The organism is Treponema pedis, from assembly GCF_017161325.1.
Taxonomy (GTDB): Bacteria; Spirochaetota; Spirochaetia; order Treponematales; family Treponemataceae; genus Treponema_B; species Treponema_B pedis.
On the sequence record NZ_CP045670.1, the window covers coordinates 1122629 to 1146811 of the forward strand.

General features: G+C 38.4%; 22 protein-coding genes. 16 read left to right on the forward strand and 6 right to left on the reverse strand.

Translation table 11 applies throughout. The features are described from left to right. Window positions 1-44 precede the first annotated feature (44 nt). The 5 genes from cobO to DYQ05_RS04905 all read right to left on the reverse strand — a co-directional run bounded on the left by cobO (window position 45) and on the right by DYQ05_RS04905 (window position 6015). Window positions 45-599 carry a cob(I)yrinic acid a,c-diamide adenosyltransferase gene (gene cobO / locus DYQ05_RS04885; protein ID WP_225969076.1) on the reverse strand — a complete coding sequence of 185 codons (555 nt, stop codon included), beginning with the start codon at window positions 597-599 and terminating at the stop codon, window positions 45-47. Window positions 600-618: 19 nt separating this feature from the next. After that, a complete protein-coding gene (locus DYQ05_RS04890; RefSeq protein WP_024467773.1) occupies window positions 619-1515 on the reverse strand; it encodes a ParB/RepB/Spo0J family partition protein in 897 nt (298 codons plus the stop codon). Then, window positions 1508-2263 (reverse strand): ParA family protein, encoded by a 756-nt coding sequence (locus tag DYQ05_RS04895; RefSeq protein ID WP_020964829.1) that lies wholly within the window; start codon window positions 2261-2263, stop codon window positions 1508-1510. Before DYQ05_RS04895 ends, DYQ05_RS04890 begins: the two co-directional genes overlap by 8 nt. Before the next feature lie 254 nt (window positions 2264-2517). Beyond that, entirely contained in the window at window positions 2518-4608 is a 2091-nt protein-coding gene (locus DYQ05_RS04900; protein ID WP_206183952.1) for a methyl-accepting chemotaxis protein, read from the reverse strand. A gap of 534 nt (window positions 4609-5142) precedes the next feature. Then, window positions 5143-6015, reverse strand: a complete 873-nt coding sequence (locus DYQ05_RS04905) for a DMT family transporter (protein WP_024469091.1) — start codon at window positions 6013-6015, stop codon at window positions 5143-5145. Window positions 6016-6459: 444 nt separating this feature from the next. Here DYQ05_RS04905 and DYQ05_RS04910 point away from each other — a divergent pair, with 444 nt between their 5' ends. The 10 genes from DYQ05_RS04910 to citF all read left to right on the forward strand — a co-directional run bounded on the left by DYQ05_RS04910 (window position 6460) and on the right by citF (window position 14548). Next, window positions 6460-7116 carry a GntR family transcriptional regulator gene (locus tag DYQ05_RS04910; RefSeq protein WP_024467936.1) on the forward strand — a complete coding sequence of 219 codons (657 nt, stop codon included), beginning with the start codon at window positions 6460-6462 and terminating at the stop codon, window positions 7114-7116. A 97-nt stretch (window positions 7117-7213) separates the two neighbouring features. Further along, window positions 7214-8044, forward strand: coding sequence for a 2-hydroxycarboxylate transporter family protein (locus tag DYQ05_RS04915; RefSeq protein WP_206183953.1), 831 nt, complete (start codon window positions 7214-7216; stop codon window positions 8042-8044). Continuing rightward, window positions 8044-8562, forward strand: coding sequence for a 2-hydroxycarboxylate transporter family protein (locus DYQ05_RS04920; RefSeq protein WP_206183954.1), 519 nt, complete (start codon window positions 8044-8046; stop codon window positions 8560-8562). Before DYQ05_RS04915 ends, DYQ05_RS04920 begins: the two co-directional genes overlap by 1 nt. Window positions 8563-8591: 29 nt before the next feature. Further along, window positions 8592-9965 carry an oxaloacetate decarboxylase subunit alpha gene (locus tag DYQ05_RS04925; RefSeq protein ID WP_029409830.1) on the forward strand — a complete coding sequence of 458 codons (1374 nt, stop codon included), beginning with the start codon at window positions 8592-8594 and terminating at the stop codon, window positions 9963-9965. A gap of 14 nt (window positions 9966-9979) precedes the next feature. Next, window positions 9980-10303, forward strand: coding sequence for an OadG family protein (locus tag DYQ05_RS04930; protein ID WP_206183955.1), 324 nt, complete (start codon window positions 9980-9982; stop codon window positions 10301-10303). Then, entirely contained in the window at window positions 10300-10659 is a 360-nt protein-coding gene (locus DYQ05_RS04935) for a biotin/lipoyl-containing protein (RefSeq protein WP_024467940.1), read from the forward strand. Before DYQ05_RS04930 ends, DYQ05_RS04935 begins: the two co-directional genes overlap by 4 nt. A gap of 10 nt (window positions 10660-10669) precedes the next feature. Next, window positions 10670-11788 carry a sodium ion-translocating decarboxylase subunit beta gene (locus DYQ05_RS04940; protein ID WP_020964840.1) on the forward strand — a complete coding sequence of 373 codons (1119 nt, stop codon included), beginning with the start codon at window positions 10670-10672 and terminating at the stop codon, window positions 11786-11788. A gap of 12 nt (window positions 11789-11800) precedes the next feature. After that, window positions 11801-12085 (forward strand): citrate lyase acyl carrier protein, encoded by a 285-nt coding sequence (gene citD, locus DYQ05_RS04945; RefSeq protein ID WP_206183956.1) that lies wholly within the window; start codon window positions 11801-11803, stop codon window positions 12083-12085. 14 nt (window positions 12086-12099) lie between these two features. Further along, window positions 12100-13002, forward strand: a complete 903-nt coding sequence (locus DYQ05_RS04950) for an aldolase/citrate lyase family protein (RefSeq protein ID WP_206183957.1) — start codon at window positions 12100-12102, stop codon at window positions 13000-13002. 1 nt (window position 13003) lies between these two features. After that, window positions 13004-14548 (forward strand): citrate lyase subunit alpha, encoded by a 1545-nt coding sequence (gene citF / locus DYQ05_RS04955; RefSeq protein WP_024469095.1) that lies wholly within the window; start codon window positions 13004-13006, stop codon window positions 14546-14548. A gap of 63 nt (window positions 14549-14611) precedes the next feature. Here citF and DYQ05_RS04960 read toward each other — a convergent pair whose 3' ends face one another. Beyond that, complete coding sequence (locus DYQ05_RS04960; RefSeq protein ID WP_206183958.1) at window positions 14612-15535, reverse strand: CPBP family intramembrane glutamic endopeptidase; 924 nt, start codon at window positions 15533-15535, stop codon at window positions 14612-14614. A 656-nt stretch (window positions 15536-16191) separates the two neighbouring features. On the opposite strand from DYQ05_RS04960, the gene DYQ05_RS04965 reads away from it, so the two are divergent. From DYQ05_RS04965 to DYQ05_RS04990, 6 genes are all read left to right on the forward strand, one after another. Continuing rightward, a complete protein-coding gene (locus DYQ05_RS04965) occupies window positions 16192-17286 on the forward strand; it encodes a slipin family protein (protein WP_206183959.1) in 1095 nt (364 codons plus the stop codon). 97 nt (window positions 17287-17383) lie between these two features. Then, window positions 17384-19216: a signal peptide peptidase SppA gene (gene sppA / locus DYQ05_RS04970; RefSeq protein ID WP_206183960.1), complete on the forward strand. Its 1833-nt coding sequence runs from the start codon at window positions 17384-17386 to the stop codon at window positions 19214-19216. Between the two features lie 11 nt (window positions 19217-19227). Next, entirely contained in the window at window positions 19228-20334 is a 1107-nt protein-coding gene (ychF, locus tag DYQ05_RS04975; RefSeq protein ID WP_020964849.1) for a redox-regulated ATPase YchF, read from the forward strand. 464 nt (window positions 20335-20798) lie between these two features. Beyond that, window positions 20799-21440, forward strand: a complete 642-nt coding sequence (locus DYQ05_RS04980; protein ID WP_020964852.1) for a leucine-rich repeat protein — start codon at window positions 20799-20801, stop codon at window positions 21438-21440. Between the two features lie 221 nt (window positions 21441-21661). Continuing rightward, window positions 21662-23059 (forward strand): UDP-N-acetylmuramoyl-L-alanine--D-glutamate ligase, encoded by a 1398-nt coding sequence (gene murD, locus DYQ05_RS04985; protein WP_206183961.1) that lies wholly within the window; start codon window positions 21662-21664, stop codon window positions 23057-23059. A 70-nt stretch (window positions 23060-23129) separates the two neighbouring features. Beyond that, window positions 23130-24167, forward strand: coding sequence for a BMP family ABC transporter substrate-binding protein (locus tag DYQ05_RS04990; RefSeq protein WP_194076543.1), 1038 nt, complete (start codon window positions 23130-23132; stop codon window positions 24165-24167). The last annotated feature ends 16 nt before the right edge of the window (window positions 24168-24183 follow it).

Consider the following 24183-nt stretch of genomic DNA (forward strand, 5'->3'; position numbering starts at 1 on the left):
AGCGGATTTAATTACCGTAGGGCACTAATGTTTTTTTTTAAAATTTAAGATTCAATTCCGCGGCGTGCCTGTACCCCGTCATTAAAGTAATGCTTAATCATTTTCATTTCGGTTACAAGGTCCGCAGCTTCTATAATCTTTTTATTTGCATAACGTCCGGTTAAAATAAGCTCTACGGTATCAGGCTTATTTTTTATGATGTTTAAAATGCGTTCGATATCAAAAAGCCCGTAAAGCAAAGCAACATTCACTTCTTCCATAATTACTACATCGTACTCGCCGGACATTATAATTTTTTCTATTTTGTCCAAGCCTTCATTTGCACGGGCAATATCTTTTTCGCTTGGGTCATTGTGTACAAAATGAGCTTCTCCGTATTGCTCAATCACAAGATTGGGCAAATACTCGGGGGCTTTCAGTTCGCTATAGCTCATTCCCTTTAAAAATTGCCCGATATAAACTTTGTAGCCGGCACACACAGCCCGCAAAGCCAATCCGAATGCCGCAGTGGTTTTTCCCTTACCGTCGCCGGTATAAACTTGAACATAACCTTTTTTCATATCTACCTCACAAATAATATCAGGTTGCCGATTTGCAATTGTCCGTCGGCTTACCTTATTAACCGTTTTTCAATTTTTGATAAAGAGAATCCAAATCATCTTTTGAAAAATAAGAAATCTCTACGGTTCCTTTTTTTAAAGTACCTTTTATTTGAACCTTTGTTCCGAGCGAATTTATAAACTGCTGTTCTATATCTCGCAATTCAAAATTATCTTCGCCGCTTGAAGTTTTTTCTTTTTTGTCTTTTTTTGCAATTCTGCCTACGCCCGAATTAAAATTTGCCGCCATAGCTTCGGTTTCCCGCACGGACAAATTCGATTCTATAATTCTGCCGAATAAAACCTGTTGGTCCGCCGGATTTACTACGGACAAAAGAGAGCGGGCATGTCCCGCCGAAATTTTATTTAACCGCACCGCTTCCTGCATTTCTTCAGGCAATTTTAAAATTCTTAAACTGTTGGTAATTGCCGAACGGCTTTTACCTACACGTCTTGCAAGTTCTTCGTGGTTAATATTCGAAATATTCATAATTTCCTGATATGCAAGAGCCTCTTCCAAAGCATTTAAATCTTCACGCTGAATATTTTCGATTAAGGCGACTTCAAGCTTTTTATTATCTGCAAATGAGCGCAAAATAACAGGCACTGTTTTTAAACCTAAACTTGTTGCAGCCCGTGTTCTCCGTTCGCCTGAAATTATAAAATAGCTTCCGTTTTCCGTTTGTTCGGCTACTATGGGCTGAATAATTCCGTGTTCTTTTATAGAAGAAGCAAGCTCTTCAATCGTTTCTTCATCGAAAGTTTTTCGGGGCTGGTACGGATTCGGTTTAAGTAAGCTCGGATTTAAGTTTATTATTGTTCCTTCCGCGGTTACTGCTGGTTCTTCAGAGAGTTCGGGGCTATTATCCGATAAAAGAGCGTCAAGGCCCTTGCCTAAAGCCGGTTTTTTAGACATGGAGCATAACCTCTTTTGCCAATTTTTCGTAGCTTCTTGCACCGACGCATTTTGCATCGTAACTGCAAATAGGCAGTCCGTGGGAAGGCGCTTCGGAAAGTCTTACATTCCGCGGTATAATTGTGGCAAAGACCTTATCTTTAAAATAGCTTGAAACTTGTTGAACTACTTCCTGCGCCAAGTTTGTTCTTGAATCGTACATAGTAAAAAAAATACCGCCTATTTGTAAATTCGGATTTATGCTTTTTTGAACGCGTTGTACTGTTTGAAGTAAAAGGGTTAACCCTTCAAGAGCGAAGTATTCGCATTGAAGCGGAATATATACTTCATCTGCGGCTGCAAGTCCGTTAAGCGTTAAAATCCCTAAGGACGGCGGACAATCTATTAAAATATAATCATACTCGCTTTTTACTTCCGCAAGGAGATTTTTTAAATAAAACTCCCTGTTTTGCTCATCGACAAGCTCAACGGTTGCTCCCGATAAATCTATCGAAGCGGGAACCGCAAAAAGGTTAGGTACGGCGGTTTGATAAACGGTTTTTTTAAATTCGCTTTTTTGAGCAAGAGCGTCATAAATAGTGGGACGTTTTTTTTGTACGCCCACACCCGATGACATATTCCCTTGCGGGTCGAAATCAATTAAAAGAGTTTTTTTTCCTGCCAATGCGATATACGCTCCCAAATTGATAACGGAGGTAGTTTTACCTACCCCGCCTTTTTGGTTTACAAAAACAAAAGTTTTTCCCATAATTTTCAGTATACACAATTTTTAAAAAATATGTAAGATAGAAAGGTCATAAAAGAAAGAGTCCGAAAAGAAGAAGAGGGGCTTTTATCGAAGCAAAAGGGTTTTTTGCACTTTCGGGCGGTTAAATTAAATAAACCCCCGCCCTTTTATACGGTATAAAAAAGCGGGGGAAAAAAGTTTAAGCTTTTTAATAAAAACTTGAGGACCAGGGAAAATCAAGTCCCATAACCTTAAGTTTTTGCATTTTAAAATTATTAAACCTTAAATTTATTTACCTCTCGTACTAAGGATTCGATACTCATCTTATTTTTTTGAGTAATATCGTTTACTTCCTGTACCGCATTATTTATCTGAATAGCTCCTGAAGCCATCTCGTTCATACTGTCGGTTATAGTACGGGTTAAGCCGTCAAGTTTATTCATCTCTTCCGCAACGCCTTCACCGCCTTTAAGCATTTCTTCGGAACCGGCTTTTACTTCTATTGTAACCTCATTTATGTTGCGTATTGCGCTTAATACTTCCTTGCTTCCGTTTGACTGTTCATGCATAGCCTCCATAATACGATTGCTCATTTCCTTGACGCTTTCCGCTAACGAAAAGATTGCATTAAACTTTTCTTCTACGGTTTTTGAAGCCTCAGAAAGGGTTTCAATTTCATTTGAAAGATTTTTTAATGTCGATGTAATGGTTTTACCCTGTGCGGAAGATTCTTCCGCCAGTTTTCTGATTTCGTCCGCTACAACGGCAAAGCCCTTTCCCGCATCGCCTGCGTGGGCGGCTTCAATAGCCGCATTCATAGCTAAAAGATTTGTTTGGCTTGCTATGTGCTGAATAACGGAACTTGCTTCCATAAGAGAACCGGATTCTTCCGTAATCTTTTGTGTTATATTATTGGAAGATGAGAGAGTGTCTTTACCGTCCGCCGTAGCTCCTGCCAAGGACTTAATAATACCGTCGCTTTTTTCTAAAGTTTGAGTAATTGAAGCGATATTGGCTACCATTTGTTCAACGGAGGAGGAGGACTGAGCAACCGAAGCTGCCTGAGTTTCAATACTGTTATTCAGTTGTTTTATAGTACGTATAATTTCTTCGATGGTAGCTGCCGTTTCGGTAACGCTTGCGGCTTGCGTCATAGTTTGGTGTTTTACACCGTCAATGTTTGCACTTATTTGGTTTATTGAGCTTGCGGTTTCAGTCATATTGCTTGCAAGAGCTTCGCCTATGCTTTGCATAGTATTGGAATTATTACTTACCGACTTAATTAGCGTTCCTATTTTTTCGATGGTTTTGTTAAAGTATTGGGCGAGGTCGGTAATTTCATCATTACCGTGCATAGGAAGACGTACCGTTAAATCTCCTTCACCTTGGGCTATATCTTTTAATGCGTTTACTACGGTGTTTATAGGTTTTACTATTGTGTGCGCCGTAATGAAAACAATAACAAGGGCTCCAAGTAAAATAGAGATTCCTATTATATACATTGATTTTCTTAATGTTTGAATTGTCCCCATAAATTCTTCTACGGGGGCTGTTATAATTACAATCCAGTCCGTGGTTTTTACTTTTGCAAAAGAAGCTATTCTGTCTTCGCCGTTATGTGTATAATAACCGTAATCCTGTTCCGAGGTCATAGCACGGTCTAAAAAATTTGCAAGAGTTGTAAAAGAAGAATTTTGTTTTGCAGCTTCAATAAAGTTTTCTTGTTTTTTTACCAAATCGAAATCTTTGTGAGCAATCATTGTTCCGCTCAAACCTATAATATAGCAGTAACCTGTTTGCCCTACAACAATATCGTCAATTTGTTCCGAAAGCCATTGGGCATTGACCGTTGCAAGCAATACATATATTACTTTGTGATTATCATCGTAAATAGGTACGGCAAAAGACATAATAAATTCTCCGCTGAAGCGGGAAACCAGCGGCTCGCTTAAAAAATTCTTTCCGGCTTTGGCGGACAGATACCAATCTCTGTCGCCAATGAAAACGGTTTGTTCGTTTTCGGCATAACGATTTCCGTTTAAATCGCATAGATTCAAATTTCTTATTTTATCATTAAAAGCGGCTTCTTTTTTTAAATAAGCGGTTTTTTCGCGGTAAGAACTGTCGGTGTTTCTAAGTATGGGTGCCCTTGCAACACCTTCCAAAAATTGAAACATCGCGGTTATTCTTCCGTCTATTATTTCCGCCGTGCTTGAAGATTTGGCAAGCAAGTGTGCCTGAACCCGTTCCGTTACCGCCTTTTTTGCTAAGTTAACTGACAGAAGGCCGAGAATAACACCTGCAATTAAAATTAAAATTCCGAACACTATAACAAGTTTATTCCGAATAGAAAATCGTTTTGTCATTTTATCTCCTCAATTTTAAGTTTTGTATTTATTTAATATGTTTTTTATAAGCCTGTTGTAAAATCTTGTTTATGATTTTAATTTTCGACTTATATCTTTAAATACAATTACCCGTCTTCAATTTTTTGAGAAGCGTTTTTGTTTTCATCTAAACCCGTTAAGGTTTTATAAATCCCGAACTTCACAATACGGTCCCTCCGAAAAAATTACAGTGTTATAAAATACACCGTAATAAAAGAAGGTCTAAATTCCAAAGGGCATGACAATACGCTCTTGTATGACCTTCTAAAGTAAATTTAGAATTGGAGCTCTTCATTTTGAGACTTCCAACCGGACGACTTTTTGAGATTTAACTACTTTTACATTGAGAAAATATACTATAAATATAATGACATTTATAATTTAAACTTTCAGGGAGGGCGGGGATACGGCACGAATTTTTTCGTTCATATCGGTTATTTCTCCTTTCGGTTTATACAATAATTATATACATATATCGGAAATTTTGCAAGAGTAAAAACAATATTTTTTGATTTATTTTTCTCCTTTTAGTGCAAAGACGATAATACTTACGATAATTAATGTTCCGCCTATTATTGTGCCGGCATTTAAGGTTTCGCCCAAGGCAAGATAGCTTAAAATACTTGCAATAAGCGGATTAACGAAAATGAAATTAGTAACGTCGCTGGTTTTTTCGGCAATTGCAATTCCTTTATTAAATAAAAAGTATCCCAATGCGCTGGTAAAAATTCCTAAGTATATAAGACTTCCGATGTATTTTATGTCGGCAGTAAGAATTTGTTTATATCCGCCTGAAGAAAACGGCAATAAAATAATTGCGGCGCATATCATACTGTAGGTTACGATTTCTATTGAAGTATATCCCATCTTTGCAAGCTTTCTGCTTAAAATATTATATCCGCAAAAACAAACCGCAGCCGATAAGGTCCATAAAATACCTATGTTTATAGACAAAATGCCTTTCCAAAGTATAATAATTAAAACACCGCAAAAAGCGGTTAAAATTGAAACATAGCCTATTTTACTTATTTTTTCTCCGTAAAAAAAAGAAGCTATTGCAGCCGTCATAATAGGGGTTGTGGCTATTATGATACTCGATGTTGCGGCGGTAATGCTTTTTAAACCTGTGTTAAACACTATAAGATATAACCCGAAACCGAGGGCTCCCGATAAAAAAAATAACGGAATATGTTTAGCCGTAAACGGTCGCCTCAAATTATTAAATTTACCTATAATTAAAAGAACAATACTTGCAATAGAACACCTGAGAAACCCTAAAACTTCGGCTCCGAAATGCCCTAAAGCAAATCTTGAAAAAGGAAAAGATGAAGCAAAAAAAACGATTGCCGCAAAAGCGAACAAGTAAGACTTTAATTTGTTGGACATAATAACGCTCTTTATTTTAATATGGATTTTTAATTGTAATTATGATACAATAAGGAAATAATGAAGTCAAGTATGAATATTATAGTCGTAAATATACCGGCTCCCATATTCATGCCGTTCCTCCGGTTCTTATCGTAACAGTTCTTCTTTTTATTCCGCAAGAGGTAAAATTTATAAAAAAATTATACTCCGGAAGATTACGAAGAAAATTTAAACATCGGGGAATTTTAAAACGGTTTTATAAAAACGGAAAATTAAAAAGCGAAACCGAATACGACAATGTCGGAAACATTTTGCAGGAATCCGATTTCGATAAAAACGGTGCCGTAATTTCCGTAAAGGATTGAGAATTTTTAATAATTTTTACGTTTACGGCTTGCACCGATATCGGAAAAGAGTTTATAATAAAATATATTTAAAATAAGTTTGGAATAGGGAAGATATATGGTTATAAAAAAAATGAAGCCTATCAGGGAACAGGTATACGACGGATTAAAAGATATGATTTTTAGCGGAAAAATTTCTTCAGGAGAAAGAATTGTAGAAGTGGATTTTTCCGAAAAACTCGGTGTAAGCAGGACGCCTTTGAGGGAAGCCTTGCGTATGCTGGAACTTGAAGGGTTTGTATCCTGTTCCGAAAAAGGCGGCGTTATAGTAAATTATATATCGGTTCAAGATATAGAAGAAATTTATTTGATAAGAGAAGCTTTGGAATGTATAGTCATAAAAGAAGTTATAAAAAAATACAGCGAAAATATGGCGGCGGTTGATAATATTTTAACGAAAACCGCAAGTCTTATAGAAAATAAAGCCCCTTATGAAGAAATTATAGCTATGTTTGAAAAGTTTAATCAAACTCTTTACAACATATCCCGATTGAAACATGTTTCCAAACTTATAAACAATATGAAAGAATATTCAAAAAGATTCCGTCTTTTGTGTCTGCAAGACGAAACCCGCCTTAAAGAAGCCTTTGACGAGCATTGTAAATTGGTCGAGATTATTAAGAAAAAGGATATCGACGAGGCCTTAAAGCTCAATAAAATTCACTTAAAAAAATCTATGAATTTTGTCTTGGAAAAAATGACCGAACTGAAATAAATGTTTTTATTTCTATAAAATAATATACCTGTTGTTGACAAAAGAAAAAAATTACTGTATTCTGTATACAGTATGCAGTATACAACTAGGAGGGTATATGGCGAAAAAGAATTTTAAGGAATTGTTCGATATTCGGGAAGGTAAATGGGGCGGTTTAAATTTCCCAATCTTCTTATGCATGTTGGTTCTAACCTGTGTTACGATTTATGTTCCGTTCGGTGAAAAAGAATCCGGGTTTTTAAGGTCCAACTTTATATCAATATTCGCATTGCTTGCGGTTTTTGGTATTTTGTTCGGAGAAATAGGCGACAGGATTCCGTTTTGGAACAGTTATGTAGGCGGCGGTACGGTAATGGTTTTCTTTGCCGCTGCGATTTTCGGTACCTACAAACTTGTTCCCGAGCCGGTTATAAAATCCGTAAATATTTTTTACGGCAAACAGCCGGTAAACTTTTTGGAAATATTTATTCCGGCGCTTATTGTAGGCTCCGTTTTGACAATCGACAGAAAAATCTTGATAAAATCTCTAAGCGGTTATATTCCCCTTATAATAATAGGGGTAATCGGAGCTGCGGTTTCAGGTGTTCTTTCGGGGCTAATCTTCGGAAAAAATCCTATAGATGTTATAATGAACTATGTTCTTCCGATAATGGGAGGCGGAACGGGTGCGGGAGCGATTCCCATGTCGGAAATGTGGGCTTCAAAAACGGGTAAGCCGGCAAGCGAATGGTTTGCATTCGCAATTTCCATACTTACTATTGCAAATATTATTGCAATTTTAACGGGTGCCGTTTTAAATAAGCTCGGAGAAAAAAGAGCCGCACTTACGGGTAACGGCAATTTGGTAATGAATTCTTCCAATGAACAAATTAAGACTGAAGAAGCGTCCGTAAAATGTGAAATGATTGATGTTTTGCGGCTTTTGTAATGACCGGTATATTGTTTATTGCAGCTCATATTTTAGGAGAGGTTTGGGAAAGTTTCGGATTTTCGTTCGAAATACATAGACTTGCCTTTTTAATTATTTTAACTATGATTTTAAATATAGCGGGAGTAATTCCGCAAAAATTGAAGACGGGCGCAAAAATAATGCAAAACTTTTTTTCCAAATATACTATTTGGATATTGATGACGTCCGTAGGTTTTTCGACCGATGTAAAAGAAATTTTAGCGGCTCTTTCTTTTTCAAATCTGGTAATAGCTCTTTCCATTGTTTTCGGAGCGGTAATTTTTATAATGTTTGTTGCTAAAAAAATGAAATTTTATCCTATCGAAGCCGGTATTACGGCAGGGCTTTGTATGGCTAACAGAGGCGGCGCGGGAGATGTTGCCGTTTTAGGCGCCGCTAACAGAATGGAGCTTATGTCTTTTGCACAAATTTCCTCGCGTATAGGCGGAGCTATGATGCTTATTTTGGGTTCCATAATATTCGGAATTTTTGCATAATCGTAAATTTAAACGGCAGGTAAAATTTAGTGAAAACTGTTAAAATTATGGAAACCTGTTTACGGGACGGTCATCAATCGCTGATGGCCACCCGTTTAAAAACGGAAGAAATGCTGCCCATAGTTGAAACTATGGATATGGCGGGGTATTATTCTATGGAAATGTGGGGCGGTGCAACCTTTGATGCCGCAATCCGCTTTTTAGAAGAAGACCCTTGGGACAGGCTTAGAGAAATTCGAAAACGTACGAAACATACAAAACTGCAAATGCTTTTACGCGGGCAAAATCTTTTAGGGTACAGGCATTATGCCGATGATGTCGTAGATAAATTTATCGAAAAAGCCGTTTACAACGGAATTGATGTAATACGCATCTTTGATGCATTAAACGATATAAGGAATTTAAAACAAGCTTGCCTTTCCGTAAAAAAATATAAAGGGCATGCTCAGCTTACTATATGTTATACTATAAGTCCCTTTCATACAATTGAGTACTATAAAAAGCTTGCAATGGAAATGCAAAAACTCGGAGCGGATTCTATAGCGGTAAAAGATATGTCGGGAATCTTACTTCCCGATGTTTCTTTTAAACTGATAAAAGAATTAAAAAGCGTTTTAACGGTTCCGCTTGAACTTCATACGCATGCTACGGCGGGTCTTGCAAGTATGTCTTATTTAAAAGCGGTTGAAGCCGGTGTTGATATAATCGATACGGCAATATCTCCGTTGGCGGGAGGAAGCTCTCAGCCTGCAACCGAAAGTATCGGACGGGCATTACAGGAATTGGGATACGGCACAGGGTTGGACATGGATATATTAAAAAAAATAGCCGAATACTTTAAACCTATAAGAAATAAATATATGGAACAGGGTATTATGAATCCGCAAGCCCTTATGACGGAGCCTTCTATCATAGAATATCAGCTCCCGGGCGGTATGCTTTCCAATATGCTTTTACAGTTAAAATCCCAAAAAGCTGAACATAGATATGAAGAGGTTTTAAGGGAAATACCCGAAGTAAGAAAGGATATGGGTTATCCTCCTTTGGTAACTCCCTTAAGCCAGATGGTAGGGACACAAGCCGTTTTTAATGTGCTTTCAGGCGAGCGTTATAAAACGATAGCGAAAGAAATTAAGGACTATGTAAAAGGCTTGTACGGCAAACCTCCGGCAATTATTTCGGCGGAGATAAAAGAAAAAATTATAGGGAGTGAAGAGGTTTTTACCGGAAGACCTGCCGATTTGATTAATAATGAGTACGATAAGTTAAAGGAAGAATCAAAAGCTTTTGCAAAAACGGAAGAAGATGTTTTAACATATTCTATGTTTCCTAAAATAGCGCAAGGCTATCTTGAAAAAAAATATGCTCCTAAAATAAAAGAGCGGCATATTTATATTGTTTAATTTAAGGAGAAATAGTGAAAGGTTTTTTAACGGAAAACGGATATATAGGTATTACCGAAGCCGTTTATATAACATCGGTAAGTATGGCCGTCGTCTTTGTTGTTCTTATTTTAATTTCGTTGATTGTTTCTTTTATGAAATACATTCCGAAGGAAAAAACCGTTTCGGATAAAAAATTAAAAAAAGAAACGGATACGAACACCGGAAAACACCGCATAAATTACGGTGATGAAAAAATAAGAGTTGCGGCCGCAGTTGCGGCAATGGAAGCCGCAGGGGAAAAAGACGGTGCCGTTATACATATACGTTCAGTAAAAGAATTGGGAGAAATAAAATGATAAAGGTTTATAAAATAAAAATCGATAACAAGGTATATGAGGTGGAACTTGAATCCGTTACCGAAAAAGACGGTGTAATATCAGTATGCAATGATACGCCTCTTGAAAAAAAAGATAATTTTGAAAAAACGGAAAGCGCAGGCGGTATTGCGGTTGAAGCTCCTATGCAGGGCTTGGTTTTGGATATTTTTGTTTCCGTAGGAGATACGGTTTCGGAAGGAGAGGAGCTGATAGTTTTGGAAGCAATGAAAATGCAAACCCCCATTGTAGCTCCTCTTGCAGGAAGAATTAAAACAATATCCGTTTTAAAAGGCGAAAATGTAGAAACGGGCAAAGTCTTGCTTACCCTTGAATAGGAATATCATTATGGAATTGATAAATACATTATATACGACAACAGGGCTTTATATGCTTACTCTTAATAAGGCGATTATGATTATAATAGCCCTTGTCCTTATATATTTAGCAATAAAAAAAGGATACGAACCTTATCTTCTTTTGCCCATTTCTTTCGGAATGCTTTTGGTAAATTTGCCGGGCGTTCCGAATGCGGGTTTAATGGAAGAAGGAGGCCTTTTGTATTGGCTTTATAAGGGCGTAAAATTGGGTATATATCCCCCTATGATATTTTTGGCAATAGGGGCAAGCACGGACTTCGGGCCTCTTATTGCAAATCCTAAAAGTCTATTGCTGGGAGCCGCCGCCCAATTCGGAATCTTTGCAGCCTTTATAGGTTCGGTTATGCTGGGGTTTTCGGGTAACGCCTCGGCTTCCGTCGGAATTATAGGAGGAGCGGACGGACCTACCTCAATTTATCTTACTTCAAAACTTGCCCCGGAGCTTTTAGGCCCCATTGCCGTTGCAGCTTATTCTTATATGGCGTTAGTTCCTGTAATACAGCCTCCTATTATTAAACTTTTAACTACAAAGAAAGAGCGAAAAATAAAAATGGTACAGCTTAGAGAAGTAAGCAAAAGAGAAAAAATTTTATTTCCGATAATTGTTACGATAATTGTTATTCTGCTTATTCCGTCTTCATCACCGCTTATAGGAATGCTTATGCTCGGAAACCTTATAAAAGAATCGGGAGCAGTTCCCAACCTTGTGGAACATGCACGGGGAGCGATGCTGTATATTATAACAATATGTCTGGGAACAACTGTAGGCGCTACGGCAAATGCGGAAACGTTTTTGACATTTGCTACAATTAAGATTCTTCTTTTAGGGCTTTTTGCTTTTGCCTTCGGCACTATAGGAGGGGTTGTTTTCGGAAAATGTATGTGCAAACTTTCAGGCGGAAAGATAAATCCTATGATAGGGGCTGCCGGAGTAAGTGCGGTTCCGATGTCGGCAAGAGTTGTACAAAAACTCGGACAAGAAGAAAATCCTTCCAATTTTTTGCTTATGCATGCAATGGGTCCTAATGTAGCGGGAGTAATAGGGTCTGCCGTTGCGGCGGGAACCTTATTGGCAATATTCAAATAGAGGAGTAAATGTATGGAATTAAAATTGACAGCCTGTGCGGGAAGTACGGAAAAAAGCGATATTTTAATATCCGTGGAACCTTGTGAGCGGGGGATAGAATTATCTTTAACGAGCAAGGTTATGGGACAGTTCGGTGAAAATATCCGAAAAACCGTTTTGGAAACACTGGAAAAAATGTCGGTAAAAAATGCTAAAGTAGTTGCAGACGATAACGGAGCCATAGAAGCCGTAATAGAAAGCCGAGTGCAGACCGCCGTTTTACGAAGCTGTGAAAGCACTAATTATCCGTGGAAATAAGAGGTAGATAAAAAATGAAACTGAGAAGATCAATGCTGTTCGTTCCCGCAACCAAACCGGGGCCTATGCGGGACGCTTATGTGTATAAACCGGATTCGGTGATGTTTGATTTGGAAGATTCGGTAGCAATTACCGAAAAAGATTCCGCAAGAATTCTATTTTACAATATGATGAAAAAATTCGGCTCTTTTTACAAAGAACTCGGAATAGAAACCGTAGTTAGAATAAACGCCTTGGATACGGAATTCGGCATAGAAGATTTGGAGGCTGCCGTAAGAGCCGGAGTAGAGGTAATAAGAATACCCAAAACCGACTGTGCTGAAGATGTAAAAACGGTAGAAGCGCATATCGAAAGAATTGAAAAGGCTGCGGGTATTCCCGTAGGTACTACCAAGATAATGGCTGCAATAGAAAGCCCGCTTGGAGCGTTAAACGCCTTGGAAATTGCAAGGTCTTCTTCCCGACTGATAGGTATGGCCTTGGGCGGCGAAGACTACGTTACAAATTTAAAAACAACTCGTTCGGAAAGCGGTATAGAAATAATGACGGGCAGAGCAATGATAGTAATGGCTGCCAGAGCTGCCGGTATTGCGGCATTGGACTCGGTGTATTCCGATATTGAAAACGAAGAAGGTTTTATAAAAGAAGCCTCTATGATTAAACAAATGGGCTTTGACGGTAAATCGCTTATACACCCTGCACAAATAGAGCTCATTCATCAAATATATACCCCTGATGAAGCCTTAGTAAAAAAATCGCTTAAAATTATAAGAGCTAAAGAAGAAGCGTTAAAAGAAGGTAAGGGCGTTTTTACCGTTGACGGAAAAATGATAGACAAGCCCATTATTGAAAGAGCCGAGCATATCTTAAATTTAGCGGCAGCCTCCGGGCTCAAACCGGAAGAGGAGGACATTTAAAGTGAAAGAAAAAAGAGTAGATAAAAAATTGCTTTCTTCAATAAAAGGATATGAAAACAGACAGGCCTATGTTTCGCCGTTCGCTTTTCAACCTGAAGGAACAATGGAGGAAGGAAAGACTTTAAAAGACCGTGTAAGAAGATGTAAGGTGGTTGAAACAATTGAAGAAGCCGTTAAAAAAACCGGTTTAAAAAACGGAATGACGATTTCATTTCACCATCACTTTAGAGACGGCGATAAGGTTCTTCCCATGGTAATGAATGTTCTTGCAAAAATGGGTTTTAAAGATTTGAGAGTTGCCGCCAGTTCTTTTACCGCAGCCCACGAATGTATGGTAGAACACATCGAAAACGGAGTCGTAAACAGAATAGAGTCAAGCGGTGTCCGCGGAAAACTTGCAGAAGCAGTATCAAACGGAATATTGGCTTCCCCTGCCGTTATCCGCTCTCACGGGGGGCGTGCAAGAGCCATTGTAGAAGGCGATTTAAAAATAGACGTTGCTTTTTTAGGCGTTCCGTCTTCGGATTGTATGGGCAATGCAAACGGAGTTGTAGGTAAATCCGTTTGCGGTTCTTTAGGTTATGCAATGGTGGATGCCCGTTATGCGGAAAAGGTTATTCTTATTACGGATTGCCTTGTCGATTATCCCAATAATCCTATAAGCATACCGCAGACGGATGTGGATTTTGTAGTTAAGGTAGATGAAATAGGAGATTCCGAAGGTATTATGTCGGGAGCGACACGGTTTACAAAAAATCCGAAAGAAATATTGATAGCTAAAAATGCCGTAAAAGCTATGACGGCTTCAGGATACTTTACCGACGGATTTTCCATGCAAACCGGTTCGGGCGGAGCGGCTTTAGCGGTAACACGTTTCATAAAAGAAGAAATGTTAAAAAGAAACATTAAATGCAGCTACGCCTTAGGCGGAATAACCGCCGCTTTTGCCGAATTATTGGAAGAAGGATTGGTTAAAGAAATTTTCGACGTTCAGGATTTCGATTTGGGCGGAGTGGAATCCCTTACAAAAAATCCCGGCCATAAAGAAATAAGTGCCGATTTTTATGCAAGCCCCTTTAATAAATCGGCGGCTGTAAATAAATTGGATTTTGTCGTTTTAAGCGCATTGGAAATAGACAGGGATTTTAACGTAAATGTAATTTCAGGTTCCAACGGGGTAATTAGAGCCGCTTCGGGAGGACACTCCGATGCCGCAGCCTGTGCAAAAATGTCTATAATAGTCGCCCCTCTTTTAAGAGGCAGGCTTCCTATAGTTATCGACCGGGTAACTACAATTGTTACTCCGGGAGAAACCGTAGATGTTCTTGTAACGGAATTGGGAATAACCGTAAACCCTTTGCGTGAAGACTTAAAGACTAATTTTAAAAAAGCCGGTATAGAACTTATCGAAATGGACGAGCTTATCGAAAGAGCGAAATTTCTTACGGGAGAATCCGAAGCGATAGAATTCTCCGATGAGGTTGTTGCCGTAGTGGAGTACCGAGACGGTTCCGTTATCGATGTAATTAAAAAAGTAAAACAATAAAATTTTATATCCGCACTGCAATTCGTTTAGAGGATTTCAGTGCGGATTAAATTGCCGTAGGTTTTAACTTTTTGCGTACTTTTGTATTTTTTTCCAAAGAAGGATAACCGCAATAAACATAACAATATCCCCCGATATTGAAAGCGTCGCTCCTTCCCGGGAAAAACCAGCTTCGATATCGCTTGCATCGAATGTCATTTCTCCCGCCGTTAAGTCGGATATAATACCTAAAAATAAATTGTTAAGCGAATGTAAAATAATTCCCGCTTCCATGCCTCCCGTAATATAAATTAAAGCGCACCAAAGTATTGCGGAAACAAACAGCTCAAGTCCCACCCAAATATTTGCGGGGAAGTGGGCAATTGAGAACAAAAGTGAAAGAGTAAAAGACATCAATATCCATGCGGTATTTTTGTTTTTAAACATAATACCGAAAACCTGTAAACCCCAACCGCGAAAAAGCATTTCTTCTCCCGCACACTGAAGAGGAGTAAAAAGCAGGGTAAGAAAAACCGCAAAAAGAGTTGACTTTGAAAAAATAAACTCGGGTATGCCGTCCAAAAAGGTTTGTCCTATTATACAAACCGCAGCTATCGGCGTTAAAACCGCAAGGCATATAAAAAACCAAGATAAGCGGAATTTACCGAATACCGATATTAAATTTCCGGCCTTTTTTTTAAAGACTATTTTATTTGTAATCATACCTGTAGGAAATAACAAGAATAAAATAATATCGGTAAATTTATCCGAAAATGGAAAGTCTTCAGTATCGAAATTTAAAAATTGTGAAAAGGTATTTGAATTTCCGCTTATTTTTAATATAACCTCAATTATAATAAAAAAAATTGCAATCAGTATAAAGTAAACAAGTATATAAGCCGAAAGCGCCGCAACAACTCTTTTTTTTGAAAAGCCTTCGCTTTGTAAAAGCTGAATATAATCGGGCTTTAATTTAAGATTATACCCGTTTAAAGATTTTTCAGGCATATAGCTTCTCCGTAATTTTTATTTTGCAATTATATATTTTTTATTTGCGGCTGTAAACGGGAGCGGGAGGGAGGCCTTTTTATATTTTTTTTAAGTCTTCGGTTTAAGTTATTAAAAAAATTATCTATTAGCTTGAATATTATTTTTATTTTATGTAAAATAATTTTCGATTATTCTTAATATACGAAGCGTTTCAAAAAAGCGCTGCGGCATCGGGCAATAGCATTCGATATTCCGGTATTTAAGATAAATCTTTATCGGGTTCGACTCCCGCTATACATACCTTTAAGTATGGAATTTCACGGTTGAAAGATATTGGGAAAGCCGGTCTCTTTTAAAACGGACCTCTTTTAAGCGGCTAATCGGTTTTCGGCACTTATGCGGAATTTTCCGAATAATGCAAATCGGTAACGGGCTTTGAATTGCGGCGGATACCGAAATTGTTTACATCATTTGCATATTTTATACCGTGCCGGAAATGTGCCGGTTGCATTGTAACCGGTTACGGCGTTTCGGCTATGCCGTAAAATAAAAATAATGTTTGTAAATATTTCTTAAGCCGAAATCCGCCCCGCTTCGGTGAAAACCTGTTGCCGCTTTTTATTGACACTGCCGGCTTGCTTTTAGGCAAAAGCCGTTTATTATGGAGGAGCAGTATGCGTATACAATATGATGAAAGAGCCTTATTATTTAAACACGGAAAATTTATAAAATTGCTGGGGCCTTGCTTTTTTTTAAATTTAAAAAACTACAAAATAGAAAAACATTCCGTTTACGAAGAGCTGTGCACGAATGCCGATAAAACAACTCTTTTACTTAATAAAGACTTTACGGAACAAGTCGAATTTGTTGAATTACAGGATAATAACATCGCCTTATATTTTGATGACGGAATTTTTAAAGATGTATTGACGGCAGGTAAACATATTTTTTGGAAAAATAATCACAAAAAAGAATTTATAACTGCGGATTTAAACAATCCCTGTATCGACACCGGAATAATAAGTGAAGAAGTTATAAACAGTAATTTTTTACAAGATTATATTATACGCGAAACGGTGGAGTCTTACGAAAAAGGCCTTTTATTCATAGATAAAACTTTTATCAAAATACTTGAGGCCGGCTCTTATTATTTTTGGAAAGGAAGCAAACTCGTAAATATCATTAAAGCGGATATGCGCTCCCGTCAAATTGAAATTTCAGGACAGGAAATACTTACAAAGGACAAAATTTCTCTTAGATTAAATTTTGTTTGTCAATATAAAATCGCAGACCCTATAAAAGCCTTAGCCGAAACGGAAGACTATGAAAGTCAGCTTTATACCTGCTTACAGCTTGCTTTACGCGAATACATAGGAACTATGACATTTGATGAATTGCTTGAGAAAAAAGAAGAAGTCAACAAGTTTGTAATAAATATACTTAAAACGCATGAAGAAAAACTCGGAGTAACGATTATCTTTTCAGGATTAAAAGATATTATTCTGCCGGGTGAAATACGCGACATCATCAACCAAGTTTTAATTGCGGAAAAAAAAGCTCAGGCAAATGTTATTACCCGCAGGGAAGAAACCGCTTCTACGCGAAGCCTTCTTAACACTGCAAAACTGATGGAAGAAAATTCGCTTTTATTAAAATTAAAAGAGCTTGAATATATAGACAAAATAAGCGAAAAGATAAACCAAATATCCGTAACGGGCGGCGGACAGATACTCGACCAATTAAAAGAAATCTTTACCGGTAAACTGTAATATAAAGACAAAATATATATTTTCTCCGATTGTCATAATTCTTTTTTTTTGTTATTATACTCCGAATATTATTTTTAAGGAGTAATTAGCTAATCTTATGGACGACAACTCGACAAATCAGAGAAAAAAAGGCGGGTTTTTCAGAACCCTTTTTCGCGGAATAAATTTTATCCGATTACTTATAATTAACATTGTATTCTTTCTTTTCTTTTTCAGCTTTATGGGAATAATGGGCTCGGTGCCTTCACCTCAAAAAAAGACCTTTTCACGCATTATAGAAAATACGGTTTTAAGGGTTGCTCCGGTAGGCGTGGCAGCGGAAACCGAAGGCGATTTTTTCCCTTTTACATCTATAGGTCTTTATAAAAATTCCGTTGTTTTAATAAGCGATTTAACAAAGGCAATTAAAAATGCGGCTTACGACAGACGGGTAACCTCGCTCTATTTGGATTTTTCGGAACTGTCGGGCCTTTCTTCGGGACACTTGGCGGAATTAGGCGGTGCAATTTCGGAGTTTAAAAAATCGGGCAAAAAGATTTATGCTTATTCCGTAAATTACGGAACATCTTCATTTTATCTTGCATCTTATGCCGACAGAATCGGAATCGACCCTTTAGGAGAAATCTCGTTTGCAGGGTTTAAATCCCGTCCCGTTTTTTACAAGGGTTTGGAAGATAAATTCGGCATTAAGTGGAATGTTTTACAGGCTGGGAAATATAAGGGTATGGCGGAAACCTATTCCCGCGAAAACCTTTCGGAAAATGTCCGCTCGAATTTAAAATCGGCATTTGACGCTTTATGGAATAAATACGTTTCCGATATTTCGGGCAATTTAAACATTGCTCCCGAAAAAATTAAAAACTTTGCGGAGCATAATTTCGCTATTGTAAAAAAGTACTCGGGAGATACCGCACGGGCGGCCTTGGAAGAAGGGCTTGTTACCGATATTGCTTCGGTAGACGAATTTGCGGTAAAAATCGGTTTTGCGGACGGTGAGACCTTTATGTCTTCGGTAAATACAATAAGTTACGGCGATTATAATTTAAACTTTACCGAAATACCGTCAAAGAATTCGGTAGCCGTTATTTACTTAAACGGAGCTATTACGGGCTCTTCCAAAAATACACAGGAAGCGGCGGTAAGCTCAAAGCTGATTGAACTTTTCGATATGGCTCAAGATGACCCGTCCGTTAAAGCGATTGTTCTCCGTATCGACTCCGGAGGAGGCGAGGTTTTCGCTTCCGAAGAAATACGCAGAGCAATCGAAAGAGCAAAAAAATCGGGCTTACCGGTTGTAGTTTCTATGGGTTCGGTAGCGGCCTCGGGCGCATACTGGATTTCCTCTTCCGCCGATTATATCTTTGCAAGTCCGTATACAATTACAGGTTCAATCGGCGTATTGGGTACGGCACCCTCGTTTCAAACCGCATTGAAAAAACATCTGGGAATTACCGCCGATTTGGTGTATGCGGGGCAAAAACCGGGCCATTCCATTTTTGAAGACCCCTCCGTCGAAGAACTTGATGCAAGGCAGCTTGAAATTATGCATATTTACGAAACCTTTATACAAACCGTTTCTTCAGGCAGGAACATACCCGTTGAAACTGTAGCGGACTTGGCAGGCGGCAAAATTTATTCCGGCGAACAGGCATTAAAGCTGAAACTTGTAGACGAGCTGGGTTCTTTTAATGACGCCGCTTCTTATGCCGCAAAACTTGCAAACATTCAAGGCGGTTTTTCTATAAAACCGATAAAAAAATCTCTTACGCTTACACAGGAAGTTATAAAAAATTTTTTAAACGGTGCCGACAGCTCCGTATTAAAACAACTTGGCTTTGCCGATTTATATGCGGCGTTTGAATTTTTAACGCTTAATTCCGAAAAAGGCATTTATCTTTATATGCCCGAAAGACTTATCTGGGAAAAATAAGAGGTGAAAAAATGGCTATAAACTGCGGAATTGTCGGGTTACCCAATGTAGGTAAATCGACCATATTTTCGGCATTAACAAACGCTCCTGCGGAAGCCGCCAATTATCCGTTTTGCACAATTAACCCCAATATAGGAATTGTAAATTTGCCCGATAAAAGGCTGAAACTCTTGGCGGAACATTTTAACCCCAAGCGTGTTATACCGGCAGCCGTAGAATTTGTCGATATTGCGGGCCTTGTAAAGGGTGCCTCCAAAGGCGAAGGATTGGGCAATCAATTTTTATCGCACATACGGGAGGTGGGAGTTATAGCCCACGTTGTCCGCTGTTTTGATAATGACGATATAGTCCACGTTGCCGGAAAAATAGACCCTGTTGCCGATATAGAAACCATTAACATTGAACTTGCCCTTGCCGACTTGGCGAGTTTGGATAAGCGTACCGAAAGAGCGGAAAAAGCTATGCGCATGAGTAAAGAAGCTCAAAAAGAAGCGGCGGTCGTTATAAAGGCAATCGAAAAAATACGGCCTCTTTTACAGGACGGAAAGGGCGCCCGCTTAGCCGATTTAACCGATGAAGAAAAAGATGCAATATACGACACACATTTAATTACAATGAAGCCTCAAATGTATGTCTGCAATGTTGATGAAAACGGAATGACCGGCGATAATGAATACGTACGGGCGGTAAAAAAAATTGCGGAAGCCGAAGGTGCGGACGTTGTAATAATTTGCGGTAAATTCGAAGCGGAACTTTCCGATTTGGAAAGCGAAGAAGAGCGCCTTACATTTTTAGCCGAAGCGGGCTTGGAAGAATCGGGCCTTTCGCAGCTTGCAAGGGCCGCCTATAATTTAATCGGGCTTAGAACCTTTTTTACCGCAGGAGAAGATGAATGCCGGGCTTGGACAATACATGCAGGAGATACCGCCCCTAAGGCTGCCGGAGTAATTCATACCGATTTTGAACGCGGATTTATAAAAGCGGAAGTTTACGGGTTTGACGACTTTGTAAAATACGGCTCGGAACAAAAAATAAAAGAAGCGGGCCGCTACCGCCAAGAAGGCAAGGCCTACACAGTACGGGACGGAGATATTATATTTTTTAAATTTAACGTATAAGCCGGATTAAAATACTTAAAGATACCGCAATTATTTTTAATTTCGGTATCTTAAGCCTTGACAAAATCTGCCTTGCTTTTTATAATGTTTACTATGGTACAAAAAGATATTTATTTAGAAAAAAATTTAAATACTTACTCAAAAACCCCTAGACAAAAAGTGGGAAAATATCGTATAGTCCCCCCCCCCCCTCTATATCAAAACAACACAGTCTATAAATTAACTGAAAACATAGATATTTTTCTTTTTAATAATAAACGCATAAGACGCTTTTTTTACTTTGTCTTATGCGTTTTTTTATATATTTACCTCTTTAAAAATAAATCGACATTTTTATTTTTTAATTTTTTAAAGCGGTTTAACCCCTTGAGTTTTTACGGGGCAATCGGTGCAGCGTCTTTCGAATATATCGGAGCTTACAAATATAGGAAAAAGCCGGCGGGCATAAACGCAAGGAGAAAAAAATGAAACAAAGTAAAAGAAAATCTTTTGTTGGAGCGGTAATTTTTACTGCATTGGTATTGGTTGCCGGACTTTTGGCAGGCTGCCCGAATGGTGCGCCTAAAAATACTAACACAAGTAATACAGGTAACACAGGCAATGCGGGTAGCACAGGCAACACAAGCAATGAAAATCAGAATAGTATTTTTAAACTTTACTATGGTACCATAGCCGGGTATACGTGCAAAAAAGAAGAACTTCCTTCCGTTATGGTAATACCGCATAAAGTAAGGGGTTGGGCTATTACAGGAATAGGCCAGAGAGTTTTTGAAAACTGTACGGGCATAACAAGCTTAGACCTATCCGCCTGTACAGCCCTTTTTCAAATAGGCCATACAGCTTTTTCAGGCTGTACGGGCTTAACAAATGTGGACTTATCTGCCTGCACACTTCTTACCGCAATGAGTTATGACGTTTTTTGCGGTTGTACAAATGCAGAAATAAAACTGCCTGAAAGCATAACCCTTATACTCGGTCATCCTTTTGGAAGCAAAGAAGATGATTTTTGCAAAAAAGTTCTTATAAAATCGGGTCCGAATTTTGAAAGAATAAAGGAGCTTTTAGTAGAGTCAGGCTATCCTGAAGAAAGAATCGGACAGTATTGATTAACCCCTGCTGCCGTTTTAAAGACAAGTTTTTTAAAAGCGGCAGGTGTATAATCCTATCTTTATTAATCCTATGCTTTTTTAAGCTCTCAAAAAAGCATAGGGTGGAAGTAACTGAACTCATCTATGTTTATTTTTCCTTATTTTTAACTTTTACAGATGCGAATCCGCTCGGAAGCGCCGCTTTATTATTCCTCCTTTTTTTGCTATACTTATTTATTATGGAAATATCATTGCAAAATATTAAAAATTTATCCGTTACGGTCATGGGCTTAGGCTTAAACGGAGGCGGCTCTGCAACCGCCGATTTTTTTGCACGGCATGGTGCAAGGGTAACGGTTACCGATTTAAAGCGGGCGGAAGAATTGGCTCCTTCAATCGAAAAGTTAAAAAAGTTCCCGAACATACGCTTTATATTGGGTGAACACCGCATTGACGATTTTAAAAATGCCGATGTTGTAATTAAAAATCCGGGAGTTAAACTTGAAGGGAATAAATATTTACAGGAAGCAAAACAAATCGAATCCGACATTTCCGTTTTTCTTGCAATGTCAAAGGCTCCTATTTTAGCGGTAACGGGCAGTAAAGGAAAATCGTCTACCGTGAGCGCTCTTTACTACGGTTTAAAAAAACTTAAGTTTAATGCTTTTTTAGGCGGAAATATTACGGTAAGCCCCCTTTCATTTTTGGAAAAGACAAACGGTGCAACACCTGTCGTGCTTGAGCTTTCAAGCTGGCAGCTTGCCGATTTAAAAAATGCAAATTCATTAAAACCTAAAATTGCAATTATCACTCCTATAATGCCCGACCATTTAAATTGGTACGGCACAATGGAAAAATATGTTGCGGATAAAAAACTTATTTATAAAAATATGAATAATAAGGATTTTTTAATTTGCAATTATGATGATACATGGGGCTCTTCGTTTGCAGCTGAAACCGCAGCAAAAGTTTTTTGGTACGGCGAAAATAAATTGCCTGAAAATTTAAGCGGAGTTTTTTTCGATAAGGCCGGAAACGGGGTTTATAAATCGGCGGGCAACGGGGAGGATGAAACCGTACGGCTTCTTTCCGCAAATTGTAAAGTGCCGGGCGTAAAGTTAAAACAAAATGTTTTAAATGCCGCATTGGCTTTAGTTTTATACGGAGCGGAGCCTAGAGAAGTTTTTACCGTCATGAATGAATATGCGGGTATAGAACACCGTATGGAATTTTTTTATGAAACAGACGGAATTAAATTTTATAACGATACGGCCGCAACGATACCCGAAGCGGTAACGGCCGCATTAAACGCTTTTACGGAGTCTCCCGTTTTAATTTGCGGCGGTACGAATAAGTGTTTGGATTTTACTCCTCTTGCCGAAAATGCTCATCTTGCAAAAAGTGTATTTTTGCTTCAAGGCTCCGGAACCGATTTACTTATTCCAATGTTGGAAAAACGCGGAATTAAATATCAGGGTGCTTTTTCAAGTTTAGATGAACTTCTTTTAGCGGCAAAATCCGAATTAAAATCCGGCGATACCGTTTTATTTTCTCCGGGGGCTGCAAGTTTCGGAATGTTTAAAAACGAATTTGACAGAGGAAATTGCTTTAAAGAAAAGGTAAAAGAATTCTTTTAATTGTAATTTAAATCCGTTTTAATTTCGTAAGCCCTAGTTTATTTTTTCTAATTTTGTTATATTATATATTATGAAAAAAATAATTTTTACTGTTTTATCCTGTGTTTTTATTTTCGTATTTTATTCCTGCAATAAAACCGAAAATAAACAAACCGACTCGCAAATGAATATTGCGGTTTTTTTGCCGGGCGTACGTGCGGGAAGTCCCGTGTATGAAATGCTTGCTTCCGGAGTGGAAGAAGCCGTCAATTTTGCAAACCGAAACGGAAAAAATGTAGAGGTAAAAATTTTGGAAGCCGGAACCAATCAGGCGGATTGGGGAACAAAGCTGACCTCTCTTGCAGTAGACGGAAAATACGGCTTAATTATTTCTTCCAATCCTTCTCTTCCGCAAATAGCGGAACCTGTTTCAAAACAATTTCCGAATCAAAAGTTTTTGCTTTTAGACGCTTACTCGGAAGGAAATCCGATGATAACTACTTTCCGTTATAATCAAAGAGAACAGGCTTATATTGCAGGTTATATTTCGGCGCTTGTAAGTTTAAGCAATATGAAATATGCAAATGCGGAAAAAAAACTCGGGCTTATTGCAGGTCAGGAATATCCTGCAATGCTTAACACTATTTTGCCCGCTTTTTTAGAAGGAGCAAGGGCTGCCGATAATGATTTTACCGTCGATTTTAGAATTGTCGGAAACTGGTACGATGCCGCAAAGGGTGCGGAGCTTGCCCGTGCAATGTACGAAGACGGTGCCGATGTAATTATGCCTATTTCAGGCGGAGCGAATCAGGGTGTTCTTGCCGCCGCAAAGGAATTGGGTTTTTATGTTTCGTGGTTTGATGATAACGGTTATGCAAAGGCGGAAGGCTACGTAGTATCAAGCTCCGAAATGAAACAAAAACAATTGGCTTACGAACAAACCCTTAATTTTATCGAAGGAAGGTTAAACGAGGGTTCTTCAAATACGCTCGGCATTAAAGACGGTTATGTTAATTTTATTTCAGATGACCCTATTTATATAGAAACCGTGCCGGAAGAAATCCGCAATAAACAGGAAGCTATGTTAAAAAAAATAGCGGACGGTTCTTTGGACCTTTCAATAAAATAAAACCGGCAGTTACGAT